The organism is Thiomicrospira sp. (assembly GCF_036568485.1).
GTDB lineage: Bacteria > Pseudomonadota > Gammaproteobacteria > Thiomicrospirales > Thiomicrospiraceae > Thiomicrospira.
In genome coordinates this window covers 1-21144 of record NZ_DATCSL010000040.1, presented here as the reverse complement: position 1 = coordinate 21144, position 21144 = coordinate 1, and the positions used below count along the sequence as shown (strand labels likewise).

Sequence of the window (21144 nt, the reverse complement as noted above, 5' to 3'; positions counted from 1 at the left end):
TTTCACCGTTTACTGAACATCCCTCAGCAATAATTGTTTTTCCACCTTCTCGACTTGGTTTCTGATCGCCTGACTTAAAGATCCCCATGGTATGCCCTCTACTTTATCAAAAATGCTATCGTAATCTTCCAGGCCCCATTGCACAAACGGAGCTGGGTTTAGTTTTCGCTGAACAAAATTCACTTCATAATGCAAATGCGGCCCAGTCGATACACCGGTTGAGCCAATCGCACCGATTAAATCACCCTTATTAATGAACTGGCCTGTTTTTACATTTAAGCTATTCAAGTGACCATAAAAAGTTTTAAAACCATAAGCATGACTCAAAATAACAAGGTTTCCGTAACCACTACTTCGGTGATAACCTGAATATTCGACAACCGCATCCGCGGTCGCTAAAACAGGGGCTCCGCGTTCACCACGATAATCAATCCCATAGTGAAATTCACGTGTTCCACGCACTGGATGAGTGCGCCAGCCATAACCACTACTCACTCCTCTAAACACACCCACTGGACGACCATTTGGAATATGATCTAGCATAATCTGCTTTTCTAAAGTGGTTAACTGAGTTATCTTGACCCGCTCAATAATTGGCGCATCGATTTCCGGCTGAACACCAATTAGCTCTTCTAAGCCTTGCAAAGTCTGGTCCAAAAAACCGACCTGCTTAATCTTTTCTTCTAGCTCATTAATTAACTGTGCTTTTTCTTCAACTAGATTGGAGTACTCATTTTGGCGCTCATCCAATGCCCTTAAAAAAGACATCTCGGCTTGGCGTTTTAAGGTCTGAATTTCTTCGACCTCTTTATTCAACCACCAAATAGAGCCGGCCCCACCTGTAACAACCAAGAAAAAAACGATCATCAAAACCCAAACAAACTTTTTTACAAACTGACTAAATGAGTAATGACGCGCGCCATGTACATCGGTTATCGTGATTGTAAAATGTTGTCTTGATGACATCCGTTATCCTAAAGCTTTCACAACAGCTGAACCCATTTCAGAAGTAGACACTTTCTGCATTCCATCTGAGTAGATATCACCCGTTCTTAATCCTTGGTCCAATACCTTACTGACAGCCTGCTCTATTTTAAGTGCCAAATCTTCACGCCCCAAACTGTATCGCAACATCATAGCGGCTGACAAGATAGTCGCTAAAGGGTTGGCCAGATTCTGGCCTGCAATATCTGGAGCCGAGCCATGACTTGGCTCATACATACCCTTATTATTTGCGTCCAATGACGCGGAAGGGAGCATGCCGATTGAACCCGTTAACATAGATGCCTCATCAGACAAAATATCCCCAAACATATTGCCCGTTACCACCACATCAAACTGTTTCGGATTACGTACAAGCTGCATAGCCGCGTTGTCTACATACATGTGCGACAACTCAACTTCTGGATACTGCTTCGCCAAATCTGTCATAACTTCACGCCACAACTCAGTCACTTCAAGCACGTTAGCTTTATCAACTGAACATACTTTTTTGTTACGTTTCATGGCCGCCTGAAATGCCACATGCCCAATACGTACAATTTCAGACTCGGAATAAACATAGGTGTTGTAACCCTGACGTTCACCATTTTCGAGCTTGCGAATACCACGCGGCTGACCAAAATAAATACCACCCGTTAATTCACGTACAATCAAGATATCTAAACCGGATACGACTTCAGGCTTCAAGGTTGATGCATCAGCCAACTGGGGGTACAAAAAAGCTGGACGTAAATTTGCAAACAAACCTAAGCCAGAACGTAAGCCTAACAGACCTTTTTCAGGGCGCACTGAAATATCTAGTGACTCCCATTTGTAGCCGCCTACAGCTCCGAGCAAAATTGCATCGACATTACGCGCCATTTGCATAGTTTCATCAGGCAAAGGATGACCTGTTTCGTCGTAAGCGGCGCCTCCAACCAAACCACTTACCATATCAACATCTAAACCATGGCTTGCTTTTAGTGCTTCTAAAACCTTAACCGCTTCAGCAACGATTTCCGGCCCAATGCCATCACCTGGCAGTAACAATACTTTTTTGGTCATTCTAATCTTCCTAACAATCTTGGTTTATGCGAATAGCCACGGTGTCGCTTTACGCATTTTTTGTTCATATGCTTTTATCTCATCAGCATGCACTAAGGTTAAACCTATGTCATCCAAACCATTCAATAGACAATGGCGTCTAAACGCATCCACTTCGAAAACAATAACATCACCACCCGGCGTAATAATTTGCTGCTTCTCCAAGTCAACGGTTAACTCATAACCTTCTTCAGACTCAACGGCTTTGAACAAATCATCTACTTGTTTTTCAGACAAGGCAATCGGCAAGATGCCGTTTTTAAAGCAATTATTAAAAAAAATGTCAGCAAAACTTGGCGCAATAATGACATCAAAGCCATAATCTTTTAAAGCCCATGGAGCATGTTCGCGACTCGAACCACAGCCGAAATTTTCACGCGCCAACAAAATCTTAGCCCCCTTATAACGAGGCTGATTCAATACAAACTCGGTATTCAGTGGCCGCTGGGAACAATCTTCTCCGGGTTGACCTACGTCGAGATAACGCCACTCATCAAACAGATTAGGACCGAAACCGGTCCGTTTAATCGATTTTAAAAACTGTTTAGGAATAATGGCATCCGTATCAACATTCGAACGGTCAAGTGGCGCGACTATTGCGGTTAACTTGGTAAACTGATTCATACTCACTTAGACACCCCCATCATTTCGCGCACATCAACAAAATGACCAGCTATAGCGGCCGCGGCGGCCATTTGTGGACTGACCAAATGCGTGCGCCCGCCAGCACCTTGTCGCCCCTCAAAGTTTCTATTCGAAGTAGATGCACAATGCTTTTTCGGTGGCAAACGATCCGCATTCATCGCCAAACACATCGAGCAACCTGGATTACGCCATTCAAAACCGGCTTCCATAAATATTTTATCCAAGCCCTCAGCCTCTGCCTGCTGTTTAACACGGCCAGAGCCTGGCACAACCAAAGCCTGCTCAACATTTGGCGAGACTTTATGACCCTTTACGACGCTAGCAGCAGCCCGCAAATCTTCTATACGCGAGTTAGTACAAGAACCGATAAACACATAATCTATCGCGACATCTTTAATGGCCATATTAGGTTTCAAACCCATGTAATCAAGGGCGCGTTTAATGCCATTGGCTTTAACAGGGTCAGATTCTTTAGCTGGATCTGGCACCATGCCATTCACACCCACCACCATTTCAGGAGAGGTCCCCCAGCTTACCTGTGGCTCAATGCTTGAACCATCTAACTCAACTACCTTGTCAAATTTGGCATCAGAGTCTGACTTAAAATTTAACCAATAGGCTACCGCCGCATCCCAATGCTCATCTTTTGGCGCAAAGTGACGACCTTTAACATAATCTATGGTTTTTTCATCAACGGCCACCAGGCCTGCTCTCGCTCCAGCTTCAATAGCCATATTACAAACCGTCATACGTCCTTCTATCGACATATCCCGCATGACCTGACCACCAAACTCAATCGCACACCCATTGCCACCAGCGGTACCAATTTTACCGATGATCGCTAACACAACATCCTTAGGGCCAACACCAGGCTTTAACTGGCCATCAATCCTAACCAACATGTTTTTCATTTTTTTCTGAATCAAGCATTGTGTCGCCAACACATGCTCTACTTCTGATGTACCGATACCATGAGCCAGAGCACCTAAAGCACCATGTGTTGAAGTATGTGAATCGCCACACACCACCGTCATACCTGGTAAAGTCGCACCAGACTCAGGACCGACAACATGGACAATACCTTGGCGCACATCACCCATACCATATTCTGTAATACCAAACTCCTTGGTATTCGCGCCCAATGCTTGCACCTGAATACGAGAAATTGGATCCTTAATACTTTCGACTCCGCCCTCTAGCTCCGTAGTAGGCACATTATGGTCGGGTGTGGCCAAGTTTGCTGAAATTCGCCAAGGTTTACGCTGAGCCAAACGCAGGCCTTCAAAGGCTTGCGGTGATGTTACTTCATGCAATAGCTGACGATCAATATAGATCAAGGCCGTGCCATCTTCCTCTTGACGAACCACATGGGCATCCCACAACTTATCGTAGAGCGTTTTTGCTGACATTAGTTTTTCCGTATACATTTAATACTTGAGCGGTATACATTCCGAGCAAGCTAAAGCCTAAAAAATAGTTTTCGATTATAACATTTTGAAACTTTTACAACGTAGTAAAATATCACCAATTCCAATCAAACCTTGCGAAAATAACATGAGTTATCAGATCAAAGAAGTATTTTATACCCTTCAAGGGGAAGGGTTTCATGCTGGACGGCCTGCTATTTTTTGCCGATTTAGCCAATGCAATCTCTGGACAGGTCGAGAACAAGATCGTAATAATGCAATTTGTTCATTTTGTGACACTGATTTTGTAGGGACAGACGGACAGAATGGTGGACGCTTTGAAGATGCGCAGGCCTTAACTCAGCACCTATTAACTTTTTGGCCAAAAACCAGCCAGCAACACCCGTTTGTCGTTTTAACAGGAGGCGAACCATTATTACAACTCGACCAATCCTTAGTTGATGAAATGCATCAGCATAAGATAGAAATTGCAGTTGAAACCAATGGCACCAAACTGCCACCGAACAATATTGACTGGATCTGTGTCAGCCCTAAGGCCGGCGCACCCTGGATTCTTACTGAAGGTGATGAACTCAAACTGGTTTATCCTCAAGCTAACTTACTACCCAGCAGCATTCCTCTCAAAGGTTTTAAACATTTTTACATACAACCCATGGACGGTGATCAACAGTCAGTCAACCTCCAGTCTGCGATTCAATTCTGCCTTGACCACCCAGAATGGAAACTCAGCCTACAGACACATAAAATTATGAATATTGATTAAAGATTAAGGACTTAGTGTGATGTGGGATCAAAAGTTTAATCGAGAAGATTATTTATATGGAACAGAACCAAACGATTTTTTGCGTAGTGTCTGCCAGCAACTCACACCCAACAGCGACATACTTTGTATTGCCGAAGGGGAAGGAAGAAATGCAACCTACTTAGCAAAGCTTGGACACAAAGTTACAGCGGTAGACGCCTCTGAAGTAGGTTTAAACAAAGCCAACCAACTCGCAGAAAAAAATGGCGTTAATATTCATACAAAAGTTGCCGACCTGACAGATTTTGACATGGGCGAAGGGAAATGGGATGCGATTATTGCGATTTTTTGCCACCTACCCCCGATTTTAAGAAAACAAGTCAATCAAAAAATCGTAAACGCACTCAAACCCAATGGATTATTCATAGCAGAAGCCTATAGCAAAAAACAATTACCAAACAATACCGGCGGCCCAAAAGATTTAGACCTTTTAATGGACTTAACCACCGTTAAAAGTGAGCTCGCTGGATTAAATTGGCTGTTAGCCAAGGAGGTTAAACGAGAAATTATAGAGGGCTCAGGACACACTGGTACAGGTGAGGTCATTCAGTTAATAGGAATTAAGCCAGATAACACATGACTAGGGTAGTAAATTACCTGTCTTATCAACCATAATAATGACTCGACGATTCAATGAGCGCCCATAGGGCGTGTCATTGGGTGCGACAGCATCATTATCCGCACGACCCTCAATTGAAACCAACTCTCGATCGACTCCCATATAAATAAAAGTTCGACCGACTGTTGCCGCTCTAGAAGCTGACAACTCCCAGTTAGAGGGATATTGAAGTGTATTAATAGGCGCACTATCCGTATAACCTGTAATACGAATAGCTTGACCACGCCCAGCCAAGGTTTCACCCAGCAACTCTAATTGCAATCGTGTTTTTTCGTTAATGGTTGCACGCCCACTTTCGAAAAAACTGTCTGATTTTAACGTAATCTTTGTAAACTCAGGTGTATCTTCAATCTCAATGTCCTTCGGATCAACTTGATTCATTGCCTGCTGAATCTCAAGTGTCGTGGCAGGCGGCTTTAAATCCAATGGGTTTAACTCACTTCCGCGAATACTGGCATCCTGCTCGACTTCTTTCGAAGTTTTATCACCCATCAGTGACTGCACGAAATCATCACGATCCCCAGGATCAACAACCGAAACCAACCACATCACCAAGAAAAACACCATAAGTACCGTCATCAAATCGGCCAATGCTATTTTCCAAGATCCACCATGAGCGCCACCATCATCGTGTCCACCACCGCGACGACGAGACATATCAAACTCCCTGCTTCAAATTATTCATTAATTATTCCGAGGAACATCATATTCGGGTGGAATACGCTGACGCGCAACCTCAACCGCGAGATTGGGGGATACCCCATTTGCATAGGCGGCAATAAAAGCCGCAGCCATTTCAAGCAACGTCCGATCTTGTCGATTCATTACCTCCAAGGCATGAGTAAAAGGGGCAACCAAAGCAAACGCAAAGAACACACCAGCCAAAGTACCAACCAAAGCGGCGCCCACCGATTGTCCAATCAAGGCCACATCCATCTCACCACCCAATAAGGTCATGGTCAAAATAACCCCCATAATCGCCGCTACAATCCCGAAGCCTGGTAACCAATCGGCAACTTTACCCGTTGCTTTTGGCAACTCCATCATGGAATTATAAATACCATCAATCTGATCTAGCAAATGATCCTCAAAATGTTGGTTTTGTGGTGGATTTAAGAGCAAATAACTAAAGTTATCAACTATAAATTTGCGTAGCTGTTTGTGCTTCATTACCAAAGAATAATGGCTAAAAATAGGACTTACACCTGGATTTACTACATGCTTTTCTAAAGCCAACATACCACTAGCTCGCGCCGTTCTTGCCAACTCTTCGAGTAGACCGATCGTTTCTGCATACAAACGCTTATTAACACGATCTCCGGCAAACACACGTCCGGTGCTTTTAATCGCATCAAACCAAATATACATAGGGGTTGATACCATGAATGCACCTAAGGCCACACCTAAAATAATCACCAACTCTGATGGATGCCAAATCGAGCCTAAGTCGCCCCCCATCAGCTTGAAGCCGCCGAGAAAGCTCAAAAATATAACCAAGATCCCGAGGGGTTTTGCAATAATACTCATATCTGACTATTCACCGAGTTAGTTCACATCCAAGCTTACTTGGATTGCACGTTTGATTTTAGTTGCTTTGACTGTCGACAAACAAAGCAACTGCTATGCCAGCCTTACTTTGCGACACGGACCTCATTTACTTTTTTTAAGGTTCTTGGTAAAGGCACACCACGTTTAGCTCGCTGTGACAGTGCTTCTTCAATCGCACTTGCACCCATCGTTTTAACATAATCTCCAGCCACAAAATCCAGCTTAATACCGGGCTCGCAAGCGAACACAGCGGTTACCTGCTCACCTTTAGCCAACTGCATTAACTTATTACCCTTACCTTTCGCCAGTTCAGGTAATTCATCTGAGGCAAACACTAGAAGCCTTGGCTCAGATGTCACAACGATCACCCAATCACCTGGTTTTACTACACATGGCGATAAAACTTCGGACTTCGCTGGCAAACTTAAAATCGCTTTGCCCGATTTATTTTTGGATACCAGGTTATCTAAACTTGTTATAAACCCGTAACCCGCCGATGAGGCCATGATAACCTTCTGCGTTGGCTCTCCCATAAGCACATGGGTTATACGACCTCCAGCTGGTAAGCTCAAACGTCCACTTAAGGGTTCACCATGACTTCTAGCGGAAGGTAAACTATGACCTGCTAAACTATAACTTCGCCCAGTTGAGTCAAAAAATAGCGCCATTTGGCGGCTCTGACCAAAGGCTTGACCGGCAAAGCTATCCCCTGATTTATAAGCCAATTGACGGCCATCGACATCATGCCCTTTAGCGGCCCTGACCCAGCCGTTCTCAGACAACACAACCGTAATAGGTTCGGATGGCAGCAAGTCTTGCTCACTCATAGCTCGAGCCGCATCCACTTCCAAAAGAGGGGAACGACGATCATCACCATATAGCTCGGCATCCGCCATTAATTCCTTCTTCACCTGAGTATTCAGACGCGCTTCGCTTGAAAGAATACGTTCGAGTTTTTTGCGCTCTGCTTCCAATTCAGCCTGTTCACCACGAATCTTCATTTCCTCTAAACGTGCTAGGTGACGAAGTTTTAACTCTAAAATGGCCTCGGCTTGAATATCACTTAAACCAAAACGTTCCATCAAGACCGGCTTAGGCTTATCCTCTTCACGGATAATGGCAATCACCTCATCAATATTTAGAAAGGCGATCAGCAAGCCATCTAAAATATGCAGACGATCCAGCACTTTATCTAACCGATACTGTAAACGTCGACGCACTGTTTCAACTCGATAAACAAGCCACTCAGATAATAAACCACGTAAATTTTTAACCTGAGGTCGCCCATTTAAACCAATCACATTTAAATTCACTCGATAACTACGCTCCAGATCGGTACTAGCAAACAAGTGCAACATAGTCGCGTGAACATCAATACGTTTAGATCGTAATTCAATCACCAAACGCGTCGGATTTTCATGATCCGATTCATCACGCAAATCCACCACCATGGGCAATTTTTTCGCACGCATTTGGTTCGCAATTTGTTCTAAAACTTTGGCCCCTGACACTTGGAACGGCAAAGCATGCACAACGACATTTACATCGTCTTCTACTTCATAAGCCGCGCGCTGACGCACCGAGCCGTGTCCTGTTGTATAAAGCTGAGCTAACTCTTCTTTTGGCGTAATAATCAAGGCTTCGTTTGGATAATCGGGACCCGGAACAAACTCTAGCAACTCTGAGTCCGTTAAGTTTGGATTTTCAATCAGGGCAATACAACCTGCGACAATTTCACGTAAGTTATGTGGTGGTATATCGGTTGCCATCCCGACAGCGATCCCAGATGTACCATTAAGAAGAATATGTGGCACTCTAGCTGGCAATACCAAGGGCTCATTCATCGTGCCATCAAAATTGGGCACCCAATCAACCGTGCCTTGCGCCACTTCATCAAGTAATAACTGCGCAAACTTAGACAACCTGGATTCGGTGTAACGCATGGCCGCAAATGACTTAGGATCATCAATCGAGCCCCAGTTACCCTGCCCATCAACTAATGTGTAACGAAATGAAAAGTCCTGCGCCATCAACACCATGGCTTCATAACAAGCACTGTCCCCATGTGGATGAAACTTGCCCAGCACGTCCCCCACCGTTCGTGCCGATTTCTTATATTTTGATGTTGCTTTTAAGCCCAGCTCCGACATGGCATAAATAATTCGACGCTGTACCGGTTTTAAACCATCACCAATATGGGGTAAAGCGCGATCTAAAATCACATACATGGCGTAATCGAGATAGGCCTTTTCTGTGAAGTGCGCCACACTCTGCTGCTCCACCCCCTCGTAATTGATGATTTGCTGAGACACGTTTACTCCTTAGTCACTTTTCCAATGGCACAACTAACAAATGATTTAGCCTTGGCACCGGCGGCGCCCAAACCTTCCAGTGATCCTGTTTCAGGATACCCCATATTCTTTAGTTGCAATTTTACCTGATCAATTAATTCGTTTTTTGAAGAAAACGTAACTTGACCTTGTTCAATATCGACCGCAACGTCAGACACCCCATCCAAGCCAGACAACTTAGATACAATAGAATGTGCGCAACCGCCACATTTTATATTGTCAACATCCAATCTATGTTGCATAGTAATCACCTTTATTTAGTAAATTAAGAAACGACCATTATGTCAAACAAAAGTTCACACTCAAACACCGAGCTTCGTCATAATAAACGAATAACCACCCACAGACCAATTATCTTAAATCATCAAAACCTAAGTTTAGGCATCACGATGATCAACTTATCTTTAAGCGGGCTCGGGGCAACCAGCTCAATTAAAATAAATCCGAGCGATCCTGTAGAGGTCCGATTCAGCTTGCCATTTAATGATGAATTTATTGAACTTGAACTCAAAGCTCAACTCATACACAGCACACCGGTTCGGGGTCAATTTCTGATTGGGCTCGCTTTCGAGAAATTAAGCTCACATCAACAACGCATTATTTCTAATTTCATTAATAGCCATGAAAAATCAAGGCTTTAGGCTTATTCCCAATTAAAAGAAAACGTCCAACCAAGTCGCGCAAATATTAGATTACTCAAAAAGCGCAAATTAATCATCTTAAAAACGGTTAAGACACTATAACGCGTCTTATGATCTTAAAAATTCAAATTTTTGCCCATTTTTAAAAAAAAGCAGATACAATACTTAATAAAGCAATAATTCGAACTATCTGAGACAATTCATGGCAAAAACTAATTCTAAATACATCACAACCACTGAAGCTTGTGACTTAATTGGCGTATCCAAAACAGTCATCAAACGTTTGGCGGATGAAGGCGTTCTGCAAATATGGAAAACTCCCGGCGGTCACCGGCGCTTACTGCGCTCTTCTGTCGATGAGTACATTATGCAAAATGGCCGTGAAAGAGCGAATGAAGATGATGGTGTATTAAAAGTATTAGTTGTCGATGACGACCGAATTTCTCAAGAACTGATTAAATCCATGGCACAAAGTCTAGACTTCCCTATGAAAGTCTTAACGGCTAACGATGGTTACGAAGGTTTAATCAACGCTGGCCGCTATAAACCAGAAATTATTTTTGCCGATCTGATTATGCCGCAAATGGATGGTTACAGCATGGTACATGCTATGCGCAACTTTGAAACCACTAAGTCCGCAACGATTATTGTGATGACGGGTGAAAAACCAAGCGAAATTGATCGTGAACGTTTGCCAAAAGATATCACGGTCATGCACAAGCCTGTCCAAGCAGATATTTTAAAACAGTTTTTAACCTACGAATACAATCTGAAGCGCGGTTAATACCCGCAGCAAAACCTGAAGCATAAATTAGATTTTTAGTTTAAAAAGCGAACCAACTGCTCATCCCAATTGCTCATAAAGCGTTCAAGTGGGTGAGCCAGAAATGTCTGATAAGTTTTACAGATGTGTTTTAATCGGGCATCATCCGCTACCAGTTTCTCAACCTCTAACCAGTCATTCCAGGCTTGATAAATACCCCAATCCGGTCTATCTATCTCGCTATCTGGCAAGCGATAATGCAAAGTTGGTCGTGACTGAATTAAATCACCATCAACAAAACTCAATACTCGATTCTCATCTAAAAACCGAAACAACGGCAGCATATCTAGTGCCCGATTTCGAGTTGGGTTATGCTCTAAATAATCATCGATTAACTGATCCTGCGACGGCCAATAATCTGGATCAATTACCTTAAGCACATAAGCTCGCGGAAACGGGTCAACATAACGTGCAATCTTACGCGCAAAATTAATATCAGCGCGTGTTTCAAGCCAATCGTACAAGCACAAAAAGGCCTTCAAAAAACGCACAATGGTTTGTGGATCCAAACTTGGCATTTCAGGATTAAACTGCATTCCAAACGCATTGCGCCAGCGGTCTGAGGTTCCTTTTGCCCCCGCTTCTCTCAACTGATTAACTAAAGCTTCCACTTCGTCTAACCTATCCATACTGATCGGAGGGCTAACTAACTCTAAAGGTACTAGCTGTTCAGAAAGGGTTTTAAGTGTTTGCTCTAAACTTGCATCTAATTCATCCATCAAACCCGTGCCCAGCCTTTGTTGTCTACCCCAGCGTTTCAACAAATCAAAGTCCAGCTCTACTTTCCAGTCACCAGACGCATCCCCTTTTAATAAACGCTCATAGCGGCCTTCGGCCTCTACTCTTAAATTGAAATATTGCGCCACTATCTGAGCCAACTCATCCACACTCAAGCCGCTCATTTCAATTTCGACACCAATTCGACGCCGATTACCTTCAAAGTTTTCAGTAAAAACCAGCGGTTTTAATGTACGCTTGTTCGGCATAGTGCTTCCTATTTAAATTTAAGAATCCAAACGTTGATAAACCCAAGCTTGGGAACCATCTGCCAAATTTAGTTTGACGCGCTTATAACGTTCACCTACCCGCTCATATCGATCCAGTTTTCGCAAAGCCTTCGCATCGACCTCAAAAACCAGGCCTTCAGTTAATGCGCCTTTACGCGCATACACATCTAAGCCAACTTGATGGTAATCACGCAACTGAGCTGGTTGAGTATCCACTCGCTGGTGGATAATCAACCAGCGGATAACTGGATTAGTTAAGGTTCCATAGGCAAACACTCGATAACTGGCTTGCTCTGATAGATCATCAATAGGCTTTGGAGTGTAACCAAACGGACTAACGAATACCCACCATAAATAAATCATCACGGCCAGTAAAACTGAGGTTCCCAAGGTTAACCAATGTTTAAATTGACGCCACGAGCTCAATAATTTCATAAGATCTCGACTTGAATTACGGAACAGTAAGAAAAAAGAAGGGAAAACCAGGCCCGGTAGAACCACCAGGCCTGGTGATGAACAGATTACTCGGTGATTAGAGGATAAACACCATTTTCATCATGTACCTCACGCCCTGTAACAGGCGGATTAAACACACAAATTAAACGCATATCTTTGGTTGCACGCAAGTGATGACGATCGTGATTATTTAGAGCGTAAAGCGTTCCATCTTCAATCGGCGTGGTCACACCTGTCTCTAAATCTTCAATTTCGCCCTCACCGGCCACACAGTAGACTGCTTCGAGATGATTGGCATAATGAAAATAGTTTTCATGACCTGCGTAAATAATGGTTTCATGCATCGAAAAACCCATGCCATCTTTTGCAAGTAATAGACGGCGGCTGACCCAATGACCGTTATCCGGTTTTACATCACGATCGGTTCCAATAATCTCTTTTAACTTGCGAATAATCATACTTTCTCCTTTTCAAACTTTTCGACGGCTGCCGCTACGGCTTCACGAAGAATGGCAAAACCTTCTTCCAGTTCGGTTTCGCTAATCACCAATGGAGCTAGGAATTTCAACACCTGGTCATCGGCGCCCGCCGTTTCCATAATTAGACCGCGCTGGAAAGCTTGGTAAGACACTTCATTACAGAAGCCTTCAACCAATGACTCTAAGCCCCAAATCATGCCTAAGCCACGCACATCCGTAATGTATTTTGAGAATTCTTTTTGCAAGCTTCTAAAGGTGTCTTCTACTTGCTTGCCCTTGGCACGAATCGAATGACTAAAGTCATCATTCTTCCAAAGTTCCATCACCGCGGCACCCGCAACAAACGCATGGCTATTACCACGGAAAGTACCTGTGTGCTCGCCCGGCTCCCAAACATCGACTTCAGGCTTCATCAACACGATCGACATCGGCAAACCTGTACCAATCGACTTAGACAAGGTAATAATGTCCGGCTTAATACCCGCGCGCTCAAACGAGAAGAAATCGCCTGTACGACCGTTACCCACCTGAATATCATCCATAATCAATAAAATATCCAAGTCTTTACACAACTTGTCTAGTTTCTGTAGCCATTTAGTGCTGGCCACATTGATACCACCTTCACCTTGAATCGATTCAACAATAATCGCAGCAGGCAGGTCATAACCCGAACTGTTGTCTTCCATATAATGGCGCAACATATCCATACTATCCATGCCTTTGTCATTATCGAAATAATTGTCAAACGGCATCTTGGTGACATTTAACGGCACACCATAATAGTCATCATGATAAAACTCGTTACCGGTTACCGCCAATGCACCCAATGTATGGCCGTGATAAGCATTGGTAAAAGCAATCACATTGCTACGCTGCTTTTTCTTACGAGCCAATTTAAGCGCGGTTTCAACCCCATTTGTTCCTGTTGGGCCAACAAACTGAATTTTATAATCCATTCCGCGAGGCTTCAAAATCGTGTTCTGGAACGACTCAATAAAATCGTGCTTCGCCACAGTAGCCTTATCCAACGCATTACTAATACCATTGCGCTGAATGTAGTTTATTAAAGCCTGGTTAACTAATGGGTGATTGTGACCATAGTTTAATGAACCAGCTCCGCCAAAAAAGTCGATATAACGTACGCCGTCAACATCAACAATAGTCGCGCTAGTGGCGGTATCAAAAATTTTTGGAAAAGAGCGAATATAACCACGAACGTTAGACTCATATTGTTCAAATAATGCAATGTCCATTTTTGTATCCTTACGTTTAAGTGTTTATGTTTTAGTTTTATATTTGTGTATAAATTAAGACTTAGGCAAATCAATGACCACTAAAGGCTCATCTTCATGCCCCCCACCTAAGTGGAACTCTGTCAAAAAAGGTTCAATCTTAGTATGTGAACCCAGCTCACCGGCTAATTTATTAAACAAAGCATTTGAAGCCGTATTCGATGGCGAGATGGTGCACTGAACCTGGCGAATCTCGCCGAACCAATCTCGTTGCGTTAAATTTTTTAACAGTGACATCGCCAACCCCTGTCCGCGCATTTTGGGATCCACGGCAACCTGCCAAACAAACAATACACTTGGATCTTTAGGTAAACGATAAGCCGTAACAAACCCGACCAATTCGTTATCCGTATCATCAAGCTGTGCTACCGCACACGTATCTGAAAAATGCTCGGCAAGTAGGAAATAGAGGTAACTGGAGTTCACATCCAGTGTTTGCGATTGTTTTACCAATCGAGTGATGGCCGCACCGTCTTGTAGACAAGGGGGTCTTAAAGTGAAATTCATGTTGATTGCGTTTTCATCGTCACTTCCTGCTGAAGTGGAACGCTAAAAAACGTCTCCTTTGCTTTTTAAGTTAACTGAATCGAAACCGCCAAAGGCAACTTCCGTCAAAATTGATATCTTTTTAACCCTAACATAACTTAACCCCATTCTTCAAGTTTAAACCTAAAAATAGGTGACATTAATGCTAACCATTTAAGCCAGCTTATTCAGATTAAATCAAACAAAATTAATGAGTTAAAACAAAATCAACATCACACCTAATCGTCTTAACTATTCGCATAACCACTCTATTTAACCGACTCATTAGCTACTGGGTTGTGAATGTTTTGTTAAAGTGGTCAAAATCGGATAAAATCGCTGTCTCTTTTTTAACCAGACACTTGCAGTGATCGCATGAATTTATTCGCCTTAGGTGTGAACCACGAAACCGCTCCCGTAGACATTAGAGAAACGGTGTCTTTTACGGCTGAGCGAGTTTTTAGTGCCCTACAGCAACTCAAAGACGATCAATTAGTGGCTGAAAGTATTATTCTATCGACCTGTAACCGCACCGAAATCTACTTTACGATCAAAGATGCACAGGCTCAGGGTGTGATTGATTGGCTGCACGCCTTTTTTGAATTAACGCCCGATAGTTTGACGCCTTATGTTTACCTGCATCAAGACTTAAAAGCCGTCCAACACATCATGCGCGTTGCTTGTGGTTTAAACTCGCTGGTATTGGGCGAACCTCAAATCTTGGGGCAAATTAAAGATGCCTACAATTTAGCCCATAAAACTGAAAGCGTACACCACACGCTTGAACACTTATTTCAGCAAGTATTTCGCACGGCAAAACAAGTCCGAACCGATACGGCGATTGGCTCGAGTCCTGTATCGGTCGCTTTTTCAGCTGTGTCACTTGCCAAACAATTTTTTGGCGACTTATCTAATCAAACCGCCTTGCTGATTGGGGCTGGTGAAACCATTGAATTGGTTGCTCGCCACTTACATGAAAGTCATATTGGCCGTATTATTATTGCCAACCGCACCTTTAGTCGCGCCCATGCTTTAGCTGAAACCCTAGGAGGGTTCGCGATCGAACTGGACGAATTAACGGGACATTTGCACGAAGCCGATATGGTAATCGCTTCCACTGGTAGCCCAGTACAATTAATCCATAAAGACGATGTAAAACACGCGCTTAAAAAGCGCCGAAATCGCCCAATGTTTATGGTTGATATCGCCGTACCTCGTGATATTGATGCCCAAGTTAACGAGTTTGAAGATGTTTACTTGTACAGTGTGGATGACTTACAAGAAATCATTTCAGAAAACAAACGTTCACGCCAAGATGCCGCCGACGAAGCGGAAGAAATCATTCAGATGCAAGCCGAACGTTTTATTTGTCAATATCAAGCCATTCAGTGCGTTAATCCATTAATTCGTAGTTACCGACATCAGGCCGAAAAAATAAAACAGCAAGTGTTGCAACAAGCATTGCATCAACTTGAACTAGGTCAAGATCCTACAAGCGTTATTAACCGCTTAGCGCATCAACTCACCAACAAGCTTATTCACACTCCTAGCCATCAGCTACATGAAGCCGGATTGGCGGGCAATCAAGATTTAATCAATATGGCTGAAACCCTATTATTAGATCCGAATAATCACCCAACAGAATCGAGAAAACCTGAGTGAAATCGTCTATACGTCATAAACTACAAGCCCTTGTCGAACGACTAGAAGAAGTCGGTGCTTTGCTATCCGAGCCCAGTATTGTCAACGACCAAAACCAATTCCGTAACTTGTCAAAAGAGCACGCACAACTCACGCCCGTGGTCGAAACCTATCAAAAGTTTCTCGCCGCTGAAGCCGACTTGGATGAAGCGAAAGAAATGATTGCTTCGGGTGATCGTGAACTCAAGGAAATGGCGCAAGAAGAATACCCGAGTTTAGAAAAAACCATTGACCAACTCGAACTCGATCTAAACAAGATGTTATTACCGCGTGACCCCAATGACGATGCCAATATCTTCCTCGAAATTCGTGCCGGCACGGGTGGGGATGAAGCGGCGATTTTTGCAGGTGATCTGTTTAAAATGTACAGCCGATATGCCGAAAGCATGCGTTGGCAAACTGAAATCATTAACCAAAGTGAAGGTGAGCACGGAGGATTCAAAGAAATCATCGTGCGCATTATTGGGGATGGCGCCTACTCAAAACTTAAGTTTGAGTCCGGCGCCCACCGCGTACAACGTGTACCCGCGACCGAAACTCAAGGCCGTGTGCACACCTCCGCCGCGACGGTTGCGGTTATGCCTGAAGTACCAGATGTGGAGCAGATAGAACTAAACCCGGCTGACCTTAAGGTCGATACCTTCCGCGCGTCGGGGGCCGGTGGTCAGCACGTTAACAAAACCGATTCAGCGATTCGAATTACCCATATTCCGACCGGTACCATCGTTGAGTGTCAGGATGAACGTTCACAACATAAAAACCGCGCCCGTGCGATGTCGCTATTAGCGGCTAGAATCATGGATGCCAAACGTCAAGTTCACGATCAAAAAATTGCTCAAGAACGCAAGAATCTGGTCGGTTCTGGTGATCGTTCAGAACGCATTCGCACCTACAACTATCCTCAAGGTCGCGTGACCGATCACCGCATTAACTTAACCCTCTACAAGCTAGATGAAGTCATGAATGGTGGCTTAGCGAGCGTGATTGACCCATTAACGCAAGAACATCAAGCAGAACAGCTAGCGGCATTAAGCGGCGCGGAATAAGCTATGCACCAGGCCTGGTCGTATCAAAGCGCCATTCAACACGCTCAGTCGCAACTCAATCAGGTGTCGGCGAAACTTGAAGCTGAGATATTACTCTGCCACCTGCTCAAAATATCACGCGTTCAACTCTATACCTGGCCAGAGCGCGAACTCACTGAACAACAAGCCAAGGACTTTTTTGAGCTGATTAATCAACGTCAACAAGGCCAGCCAGTTGCTTACCTAACTGGCCAGCGGGAGTTTTGGGGTTTAACTCTGGAGGTCAATCCGTACACCCTAATTCCACGCGCCGACACGGAAACTCTGGTCGAATCGGCCTTGCAGAAAGCGAGCACTTACCCAAAACCGAAAATATTGGACTTAGGCACAGGTTCTGGCGCGATTGCATTAGCCTTGGCGAGCGAATTAAACCAAGCAGAGATCCACGCGGTCGATAAATCACACGGCGCGCTTAATACCGCCCACCACAATGCCAAAATGCTGAATTTATCAGTTCAATTTCATCAAGGTAATTGGTTTGAACCGGTTCGAGATCAATTGTTCGACCTGATCCTGTCAAACCCGCCTTATATTGAATCGGCTGACCCGCATTTAAGCCAGGGCGATTTACGCTTTGAACCCAGCCAAGCCCTAGCATCTGGCACAGATGGCCTGGATGACTTGCGTGTGATCATTACGCAAGCCACAGCCCATTTAAACCCACAGGGTTGGCTTATGGTTGAACACGGTTATAATCAAGCACACGCGGTGGCGGATTTATTTCAAAAATCCGCTTATCAAGCAATTGAATTACGAACCGATCTAGCCGGTCAACCCAGAGTCACTATTGGACAAAAACCATGATTACAGAGCTCACCGATAATGAACTGATGCGTTATTCTCGCCAAATTCTGTTGCCCGAAATCGATTACAGCGGTCAGCTAAAACTCGCACAATCTCATGCATTGATTATTGGTTTGGGGGGATTGGGTTCACCCGTAGCGATGTATTTGGCGGCCGCGGGTGTGGGTGAACTAACCCTGGTGGATTTTGATGAGGTCGACGACTCCAATCTTCAGCGCCAAGTGATTCATAATGAAAGCCGTGTGGGATTAAATAAAGCTGAATCCGCCGCGCAAAGCTTGCGTGAGCTAAATCACCGCACCCAATTAAATGTAATTACACAACAACTAGATGCTACTGAACTTGCTCAAAAGATTGATCAAGTTGATATTGTATTGGATTGCTCTGATAATTTTGATACTCGTTTTGCACTCAACCAGGCCTGCTTTAAAGCAAAAAAACCACTGGTTTCTGGTGCAGCGATTCGCTGGGAAGGTCAACTGACCACTTACGATTTTCGTAATAGTCAGTCGCCCTGCTATGAATGCCTTTATAAACCTGGCACACATACTGACCAAACCTGCAGCCAAAATGGAGTGGTGGCACCTTTAGTTGGGATGGTCGGTTCAATGCAAGCAATGGAGGCGATTAAAGCCTTGGTGGGTTTGCCAATTTTAATGGGGCAGCTCATGTTAATTGATGGGTTTACTATGACGATTCGTCGGTTTAACTTAAACAAAGACCCAGGATGTCAGCACTGTGGCGACTAATTTTGGTTTAACTTTATCTGGGTTGGCGCTCATTTTAGGCGGCCTGATCAGTCCTTGTTCGCAAGCTCAATCCAACTTTAATTACTCTCAGTTTCAAGCTCAATTTGGTTTTACCAGTTTTGATGAGCCTTTTGTCATTGAGCACGACACCCTAGTGGATGAATATTCGACTTTGCAAATTTGGGGACTAGGCGTCAGTTACCAAACCCGACCCGGCTTGATTGTCACTTTCAACACCACACAAGGCCAAAGTGCGACTGACTTTACTAAACTCAGCAGCCAAACCTATGCTGGCAAACTCGGTTATGCGATAGGGGTCAGGCAAAACTGGGATATTTATGCGCACCTAGGTCAATACTTAAGCCGCGCCCAAGCCTGTAACCAGGTTGATTGTAATCGTGTCGAACAAACCAAGCTAGGTTATGATTTCGGGTTTCGTGCTGGCGCAAAAAACTGGTTTGAATGGGGAATGAATTTAAATACCGTTGGATTTTTAGAGGCCGAGGAAACCTCGACATTAGGCTTGTATACCGCCTTTTGGATTGATCGCTATTCCAGCCTCACAACCAGCGCAATCCGTAATGCCGACGCCCATGCTGTTACGCTCGGTTACCGCTTCAGTTTTTAGTTGTGACCTAAAACGAACGAGCACCAGGCCTGGTGCCCGTATTTAAATCAAGTTAAATCACTTTAGAAAAGCGGTTTTGAGTGCCAGGTTTTAAATAGGCATCAAAAGCCATGCAGATATTACGAATCAATAAACGTCCCTTCGCGGTAATATAAATATCTTCTGCATCCAGCGTTAATAAGCCGTCATCTGCAAAGCCTTGTAGTGACTTCAATTCTTCCGAAAAGTATTCATCAAACCGAACGCCCCACTGCTGATTAATCTTTGCAAAATTCAAGTGGAAATGACTGATTAAACGGGTAATGACATCACGACGCAATTCATCGTCTTCGGTCAAATGCACCCCGCGAAACACCGCCAATTGTCCAGCGTCAATGCGGGTGTAATAGTCATCCAAACTGCGCATATTCTGTGCGTAGGTGTTATCAATCAAACTAATTGAAGTCGCCCCCATGCCAACTAAATCACAATCAGCATGCGTTGAATAACCTTGGAAGTTTCGATATAGGGTTTCATTTCGCTGAGCAATCGCCAATTCGTCATCCGGTTTAGCAAAATGATCCATGCCAATATACACATAACCCGCGGCTAACAGACGTTCGGTGGTGGCCTGCAAAATCGCGAGTTTTTGATCAGGCGATGGCATGTCTTCTTCTTTCATGCGTTTTTGAGTTGGAAACATAGTAGGCATATGCGCATAGTTAAAAATTGAGAAACGATCTGGCTCAACGTCTAATAACTTATCTAGTGTCTCTAAAAAACTGGTTTGAGTTTGAAATGGCAAACCGTAAATCAAATCCACGTTAACCGATAAGAACCCTTCCGCCCGTGCGGCATTCAGCACCGTAAAAGTTTCTTCTTCTGACTGAATACGATTGACGGCCTTTTGTACTTTAGGGTCAAAATCCTGCACGCCTAAACTCATGCGATTAAATCCCAACTCACGCAATAATTTAACGGTTTCAGCGGTGGCTTCACGCGGGTCGATTTCAATCGAATATTCACCGCTGTCATCGTCATACAAATTAAAACATTCGCGGGTTTTCGCCATTAACTGACGCATTTCATCGTGATCGATAAAGGTGGGTGTGCCGCCGCCCCAGTGTAATTGTTCAACCTTGCGATTTGGGTCAAACAGCTTGGCTTGCATTTCAATTTCTTTAAATAGGCGCTCTAAATAAGGCGTGGTTTTTGAACGGTCACGTGTCCAGACTTTGTTACACGCGCAATAAAAGCAAATCGTGTCACAAAATGGAATATGAAAATATAAAGATAAACCACGTCCAGACTCATTACTACGATGGGCGGCTTTTTCGTAATCAACAATGCCAAAGTTTTCTTCAAACTGTACCGCCGTTGGATAGGAGGTGTAACGAGGCCCGCTTTGGTTATAACGTTTAATTAACGCTGTATCAAATTGAATACCCTGTTCCATCATTGCGTCCTCTTGTTTTTTGCCGCCATTCTATCTCAACCA

General features: G+C 44.0%; 23 protein-coding genes. 9 read left to right on the top strand and 14 right to left on the bottom strand.

Annotation, left to right across the window (positions count from 1 at the left end; genetic code table 11):
- Window positions 1-9: 9 nt before the first annotated feature.
- From VIM91_RS03855 to leuC, 4 genes are read right to left on the bottom strand one after another with little or no spacing between them, the layout of a single operon-like run.
- On the bottom strand, window positions 10-966 hold the full coding sequence (locus VIM91_RS03855) for a M23 family metallopeptidase (protein ID WP_331863501.1): 957 nt from the start codon (window positions 964-966) through the stop codon (window positions 10-12).
- A 3-nt stretch (window positions 967-969) separates the two neighbouring features.
- Window positions 970-2046 (bottom strand): 3-isopropylmalate dehydrogenase, encoded by a 1077-nt coding sequence (gene leuB / locus VIM91_RS03850; protein WP_331863500.1) that lies wholly within the window; start codon window positions 2044-2046, stop codon window positions 970-972.
- Window positions 2047-2070: 24 nt separating this feature from the next.
- Window positions 2071-2709, bottom strand: a complete 639-nt coding sequence (gene leuD / locus VIM91_RS03845; protein WP_331863534.1) for a 3-isopropylmalate dehydratase small subunit — start codon at window positions 2707-2709, stop codon at window positions 2071-2073.
- A gap of 2 nt (window positions 2710-2711) precedes the next feature.
- Window positions 2712-4139 carry a 3-isopropylmalate dehydratase large subunit gene (gene leuC / locus VIM91_RS03840; protein WP_331863499.1) on the bottom strand — a complete coding sequence of 476 codons (1428 nt, stop codon included), beginning with the start codon at window positions 4137-4139 and terminating at the stop codon, window positions 2712-2714.
- A 145-nt stretch (window positions 4140-4284) separates the two neighbouring features.
- Between leuC and queE the strand changes: the two genes are divergently transcribed.
- Together queE and VIM91_RS03830 are read left to right on the top strand one after the other, a co-directional pair.
- A complete protein-coding gene (gene queE / locus VIM91_RS03835; protein WP_331863498.1) occupies window positions 4285-4920 on the top strand; it encodes a 7-carboxy-7-deazaguanine synthase in 636 nt (211 codons plus the stop codon).
- Between the two features lie 19 nt (window positions 4921-4939).
- On the top strand, window positions 4940-5539 hold the full coding sequence (locus VIM91_RS03830) for a class I SAM-dependent methyltransferase (RefSeq protein WP_331863533.1): 600 nt from the start codon (window positions 4940-4942) through the stop codon (window positions 5537-5539).
- Here VIM91_RS03830 and VIM91_RS03825 read toward each other — a convergent pair whose 3' ends face one another.
- The 4 genes from VIM91_RS03825 to VIM91_RS03810 form a co-directional block, all read right to left on the bottom strand.
- Window positions 5540-6235, bottom strand: coding sequence for a flagellar motor protein MotB (locus tag VIM91_RS03825; RefSeq protein ID WP_331863497.1), 696 nt, complete (start codon window positions 6233-6235; stop codon window positions 5540-5542).
- 27 nt (window positions 6236-6262) lie between these two features.
- Window positions 6263-7105 carry a motility-associated protein gene (locus VIM91_RS03820; protein ID WP_331863496.1) on the bottom strand — a complete coding sequence of 281 codons (843 nt, stop codon included), beginning with the start codon at window positions 7103-7105 and terminating at the stop codon, window positions 6263-6265.
- Between the two features lie 104 nt (window positions 7106-7209).
- Complete coding sequence (gene parC, locus VIM91_RS03815; RefSeq protein WP_331863495.1) at window positions 7210-9438, bottom strand: DNA topoisomerase IV subunit A; 2229 nt, start codon at window positions 9436-9438, stop codon at window positions 7210-7212.
- A 2-nt stretch (window positions 9439-9440) separates the two neighbouring features.
- Complete coding sequence (locus VIM91_RS03810) at window positions 9441-9719, bottom strand: heavy metal-associated domain-containing protein (protein WP_331863494.1); 279 nt, start codon at window positions 9717-9719, stop codon at window positions 9441-9443.
- Window positions 9720-9758: 39 nt separating this feature from the next.
- Between VIM91_RS03810 and VIM91_RS11840 the strand changes: the two genes are divergently transcribed.
- Window positions 9759-10118: a PilZ domain-containing protein gene (locus VIM91_RS11840; RefSeq protein ID WP_414719592.1), complete on the top strand. Its 360-nt coding sequence runs from the start codon at window positions 9759-9761 to the stop codon at window positions 10116-10118.
- A gap of 202 nt (window positions 10119-10320) precedes the next feature.
- Window positions 10321-10902 (top strand): response regulator, encoded by a 582-nt coding sequence (locus VIM91_RS03805; RefSeq protein ID WP_331863493.1) that lies wholly within the window; start codon window positions 10321-10323, stop codon window positions 10900-10902.
- A gap of 35 nt (window positions 10903-10937) precedes the next feature.
- On the opposite strand, the gene VIM91_RS03800 is transcribed toward VIM91_RS03805, so the two are convergent.
- The 5 genes from VIM91_RS03800 to ectA form a co-directional block, all read right to left on the bottom strand.
- Window positions 10938-11927: an amidoligase family protein gene (locus tag VIM91_RS03800; protein ID WP_331863492.1), complete on the bottom strand. Its 990-nt coding sequence runs from the start codon at window positions 11925-11927 to the stop codon at window positions 10938-10940.
- An 18-nt stretch (window positions 11928-11945) separates the two neighbouring features.
- Complete coding sequence (locus VIM91_RS03795; protein WP_331863491.1) at window positions 11946-12383, bottom strand: gamma-glutamylcyclotransferase family protein; 438 nt, start codon at window positions 12381-12383, stop codon at window positions 11946-11948.
- A gap of 86 nt (window positions 12384-12469) precedes the next feature.
- Window positions 12470-12862, bottom strand: coding sequence for an ectoine synthase (locus VIM91_RS03790; protein WP_029933922.1), 393 nt, complete (start codon window positions 12860-12862; stop codon window positions 12470-12472).
- A complete protein-coding gene (gene ectB / locus VIM91_RS03785) occupies window positions 12859-14136 on the bottom strand; it encodes a diaminobutyrate--2-oxoglutarate transaminase (protein WP_331863490.1) in 1278 nt (425 codons plus the stop codon). The genes VIM91_RS03790 and ectB overlap by 4 nt, the downstream gene beginning before the upstream one ends.
- A 54-nt stretch (window positions 14137-14190) precedes the next feature.
- Entirely contained in the window at window positions 14191-14682 is a 492-nt protein-coding gene (ectA, locus tag VIM91_RS03780; RefSeq protein ID WP_331863489.1) for a diaminobutyrate acetyltransferase, read from the bottom strand.
- Between the two features lie 393 nt (window positions 14683-15075).
- Between ectA and hemA the strand changes: the two genes are divergently transcribed.
- The 5 genes from hemA to VIM91_RS03755 are packed head-to-tail and all read left to right on the top strand — an operon-like array spanning window position 15076 to window position 19667.
- Window positions 15076-16362, top strand: a complete 1287-nt coding sequence (hemA, locus tag VIM91_RS03775; protein ID WP_331863488.1) for a glutamyl-tRNA reductase — start codon at window positions 15076-15078, stop codon at window positions 16360-16362.
- Window positions 16359-17447: a peptide chain release factor 1 gene (prfA, locus tag VIM91_RS03770; protein ID WP_331863487.1), complete on the top strand. Its 1089-nt coding sequence runs from the start codon at window positions 16359-16361 to the stop codon at window positions 17445-17447. Before hemA ends, prfA begins: the two co-directional genes overlap by 4 nt.
- Before the next feature lie 3 nt (window positions 17448-17450).
- On the top strand, window positions 17451-18290 hold the full coding sequence (prmC, locus tag VIM91_RS03765; protein WP_331863486.1) for a peptide chain release factor N(5)-glutamine methyltransferase: 840 nt from the start codon (window positions 17451-17453) through the stop codon (window positions 18288-18290).
- Window positions 18287-19039, top strand: a complete 753-nt coding sequence (locus tag VIM91_RS03760) for a molybdopterin-synthase adenylyltransferase MoeB (RefSeq protein WP_331863485.1) — start codon at window positions 18287-18289, stop codon at window positions 19037-19039. Before prmC ends, VIM91_RS03760 begins: the two co-directional genes overlap by 4 nt.
- Window positions 19029-19667, top strand: coding sequence for an outer membrane beta-barrel protein (locus VIM91_RS03755; RefSeq protein WP_331863484.1), 639 nt, complete (start codon window positions 19029-19031; stop codon window positions 19665-19667). The genes VIM91_RS03760 and VIM91_RS03755 overlap by 11 nt, the downstream gene beginning before the upstream one ends.
- Window positions 19668-19719: 52 nt before the next feature.
- Here the strand turns inward: VIM91_RS03755 and hemN are convergent, their stop codons facing one another.
- Complete coding sequence (gene hemN / locus VIM91_RS03750) at window positions 19720-21102, bottom strand: oxygen-independent coproporphyrinogen III oxidase (protein WP_331863532.1); 1383 nt, start codon at window positions 21100-21102, stop codon at window positions 19720-19722.
- Window positions 21103-21144: the final 42 nt, after the last annotated feature.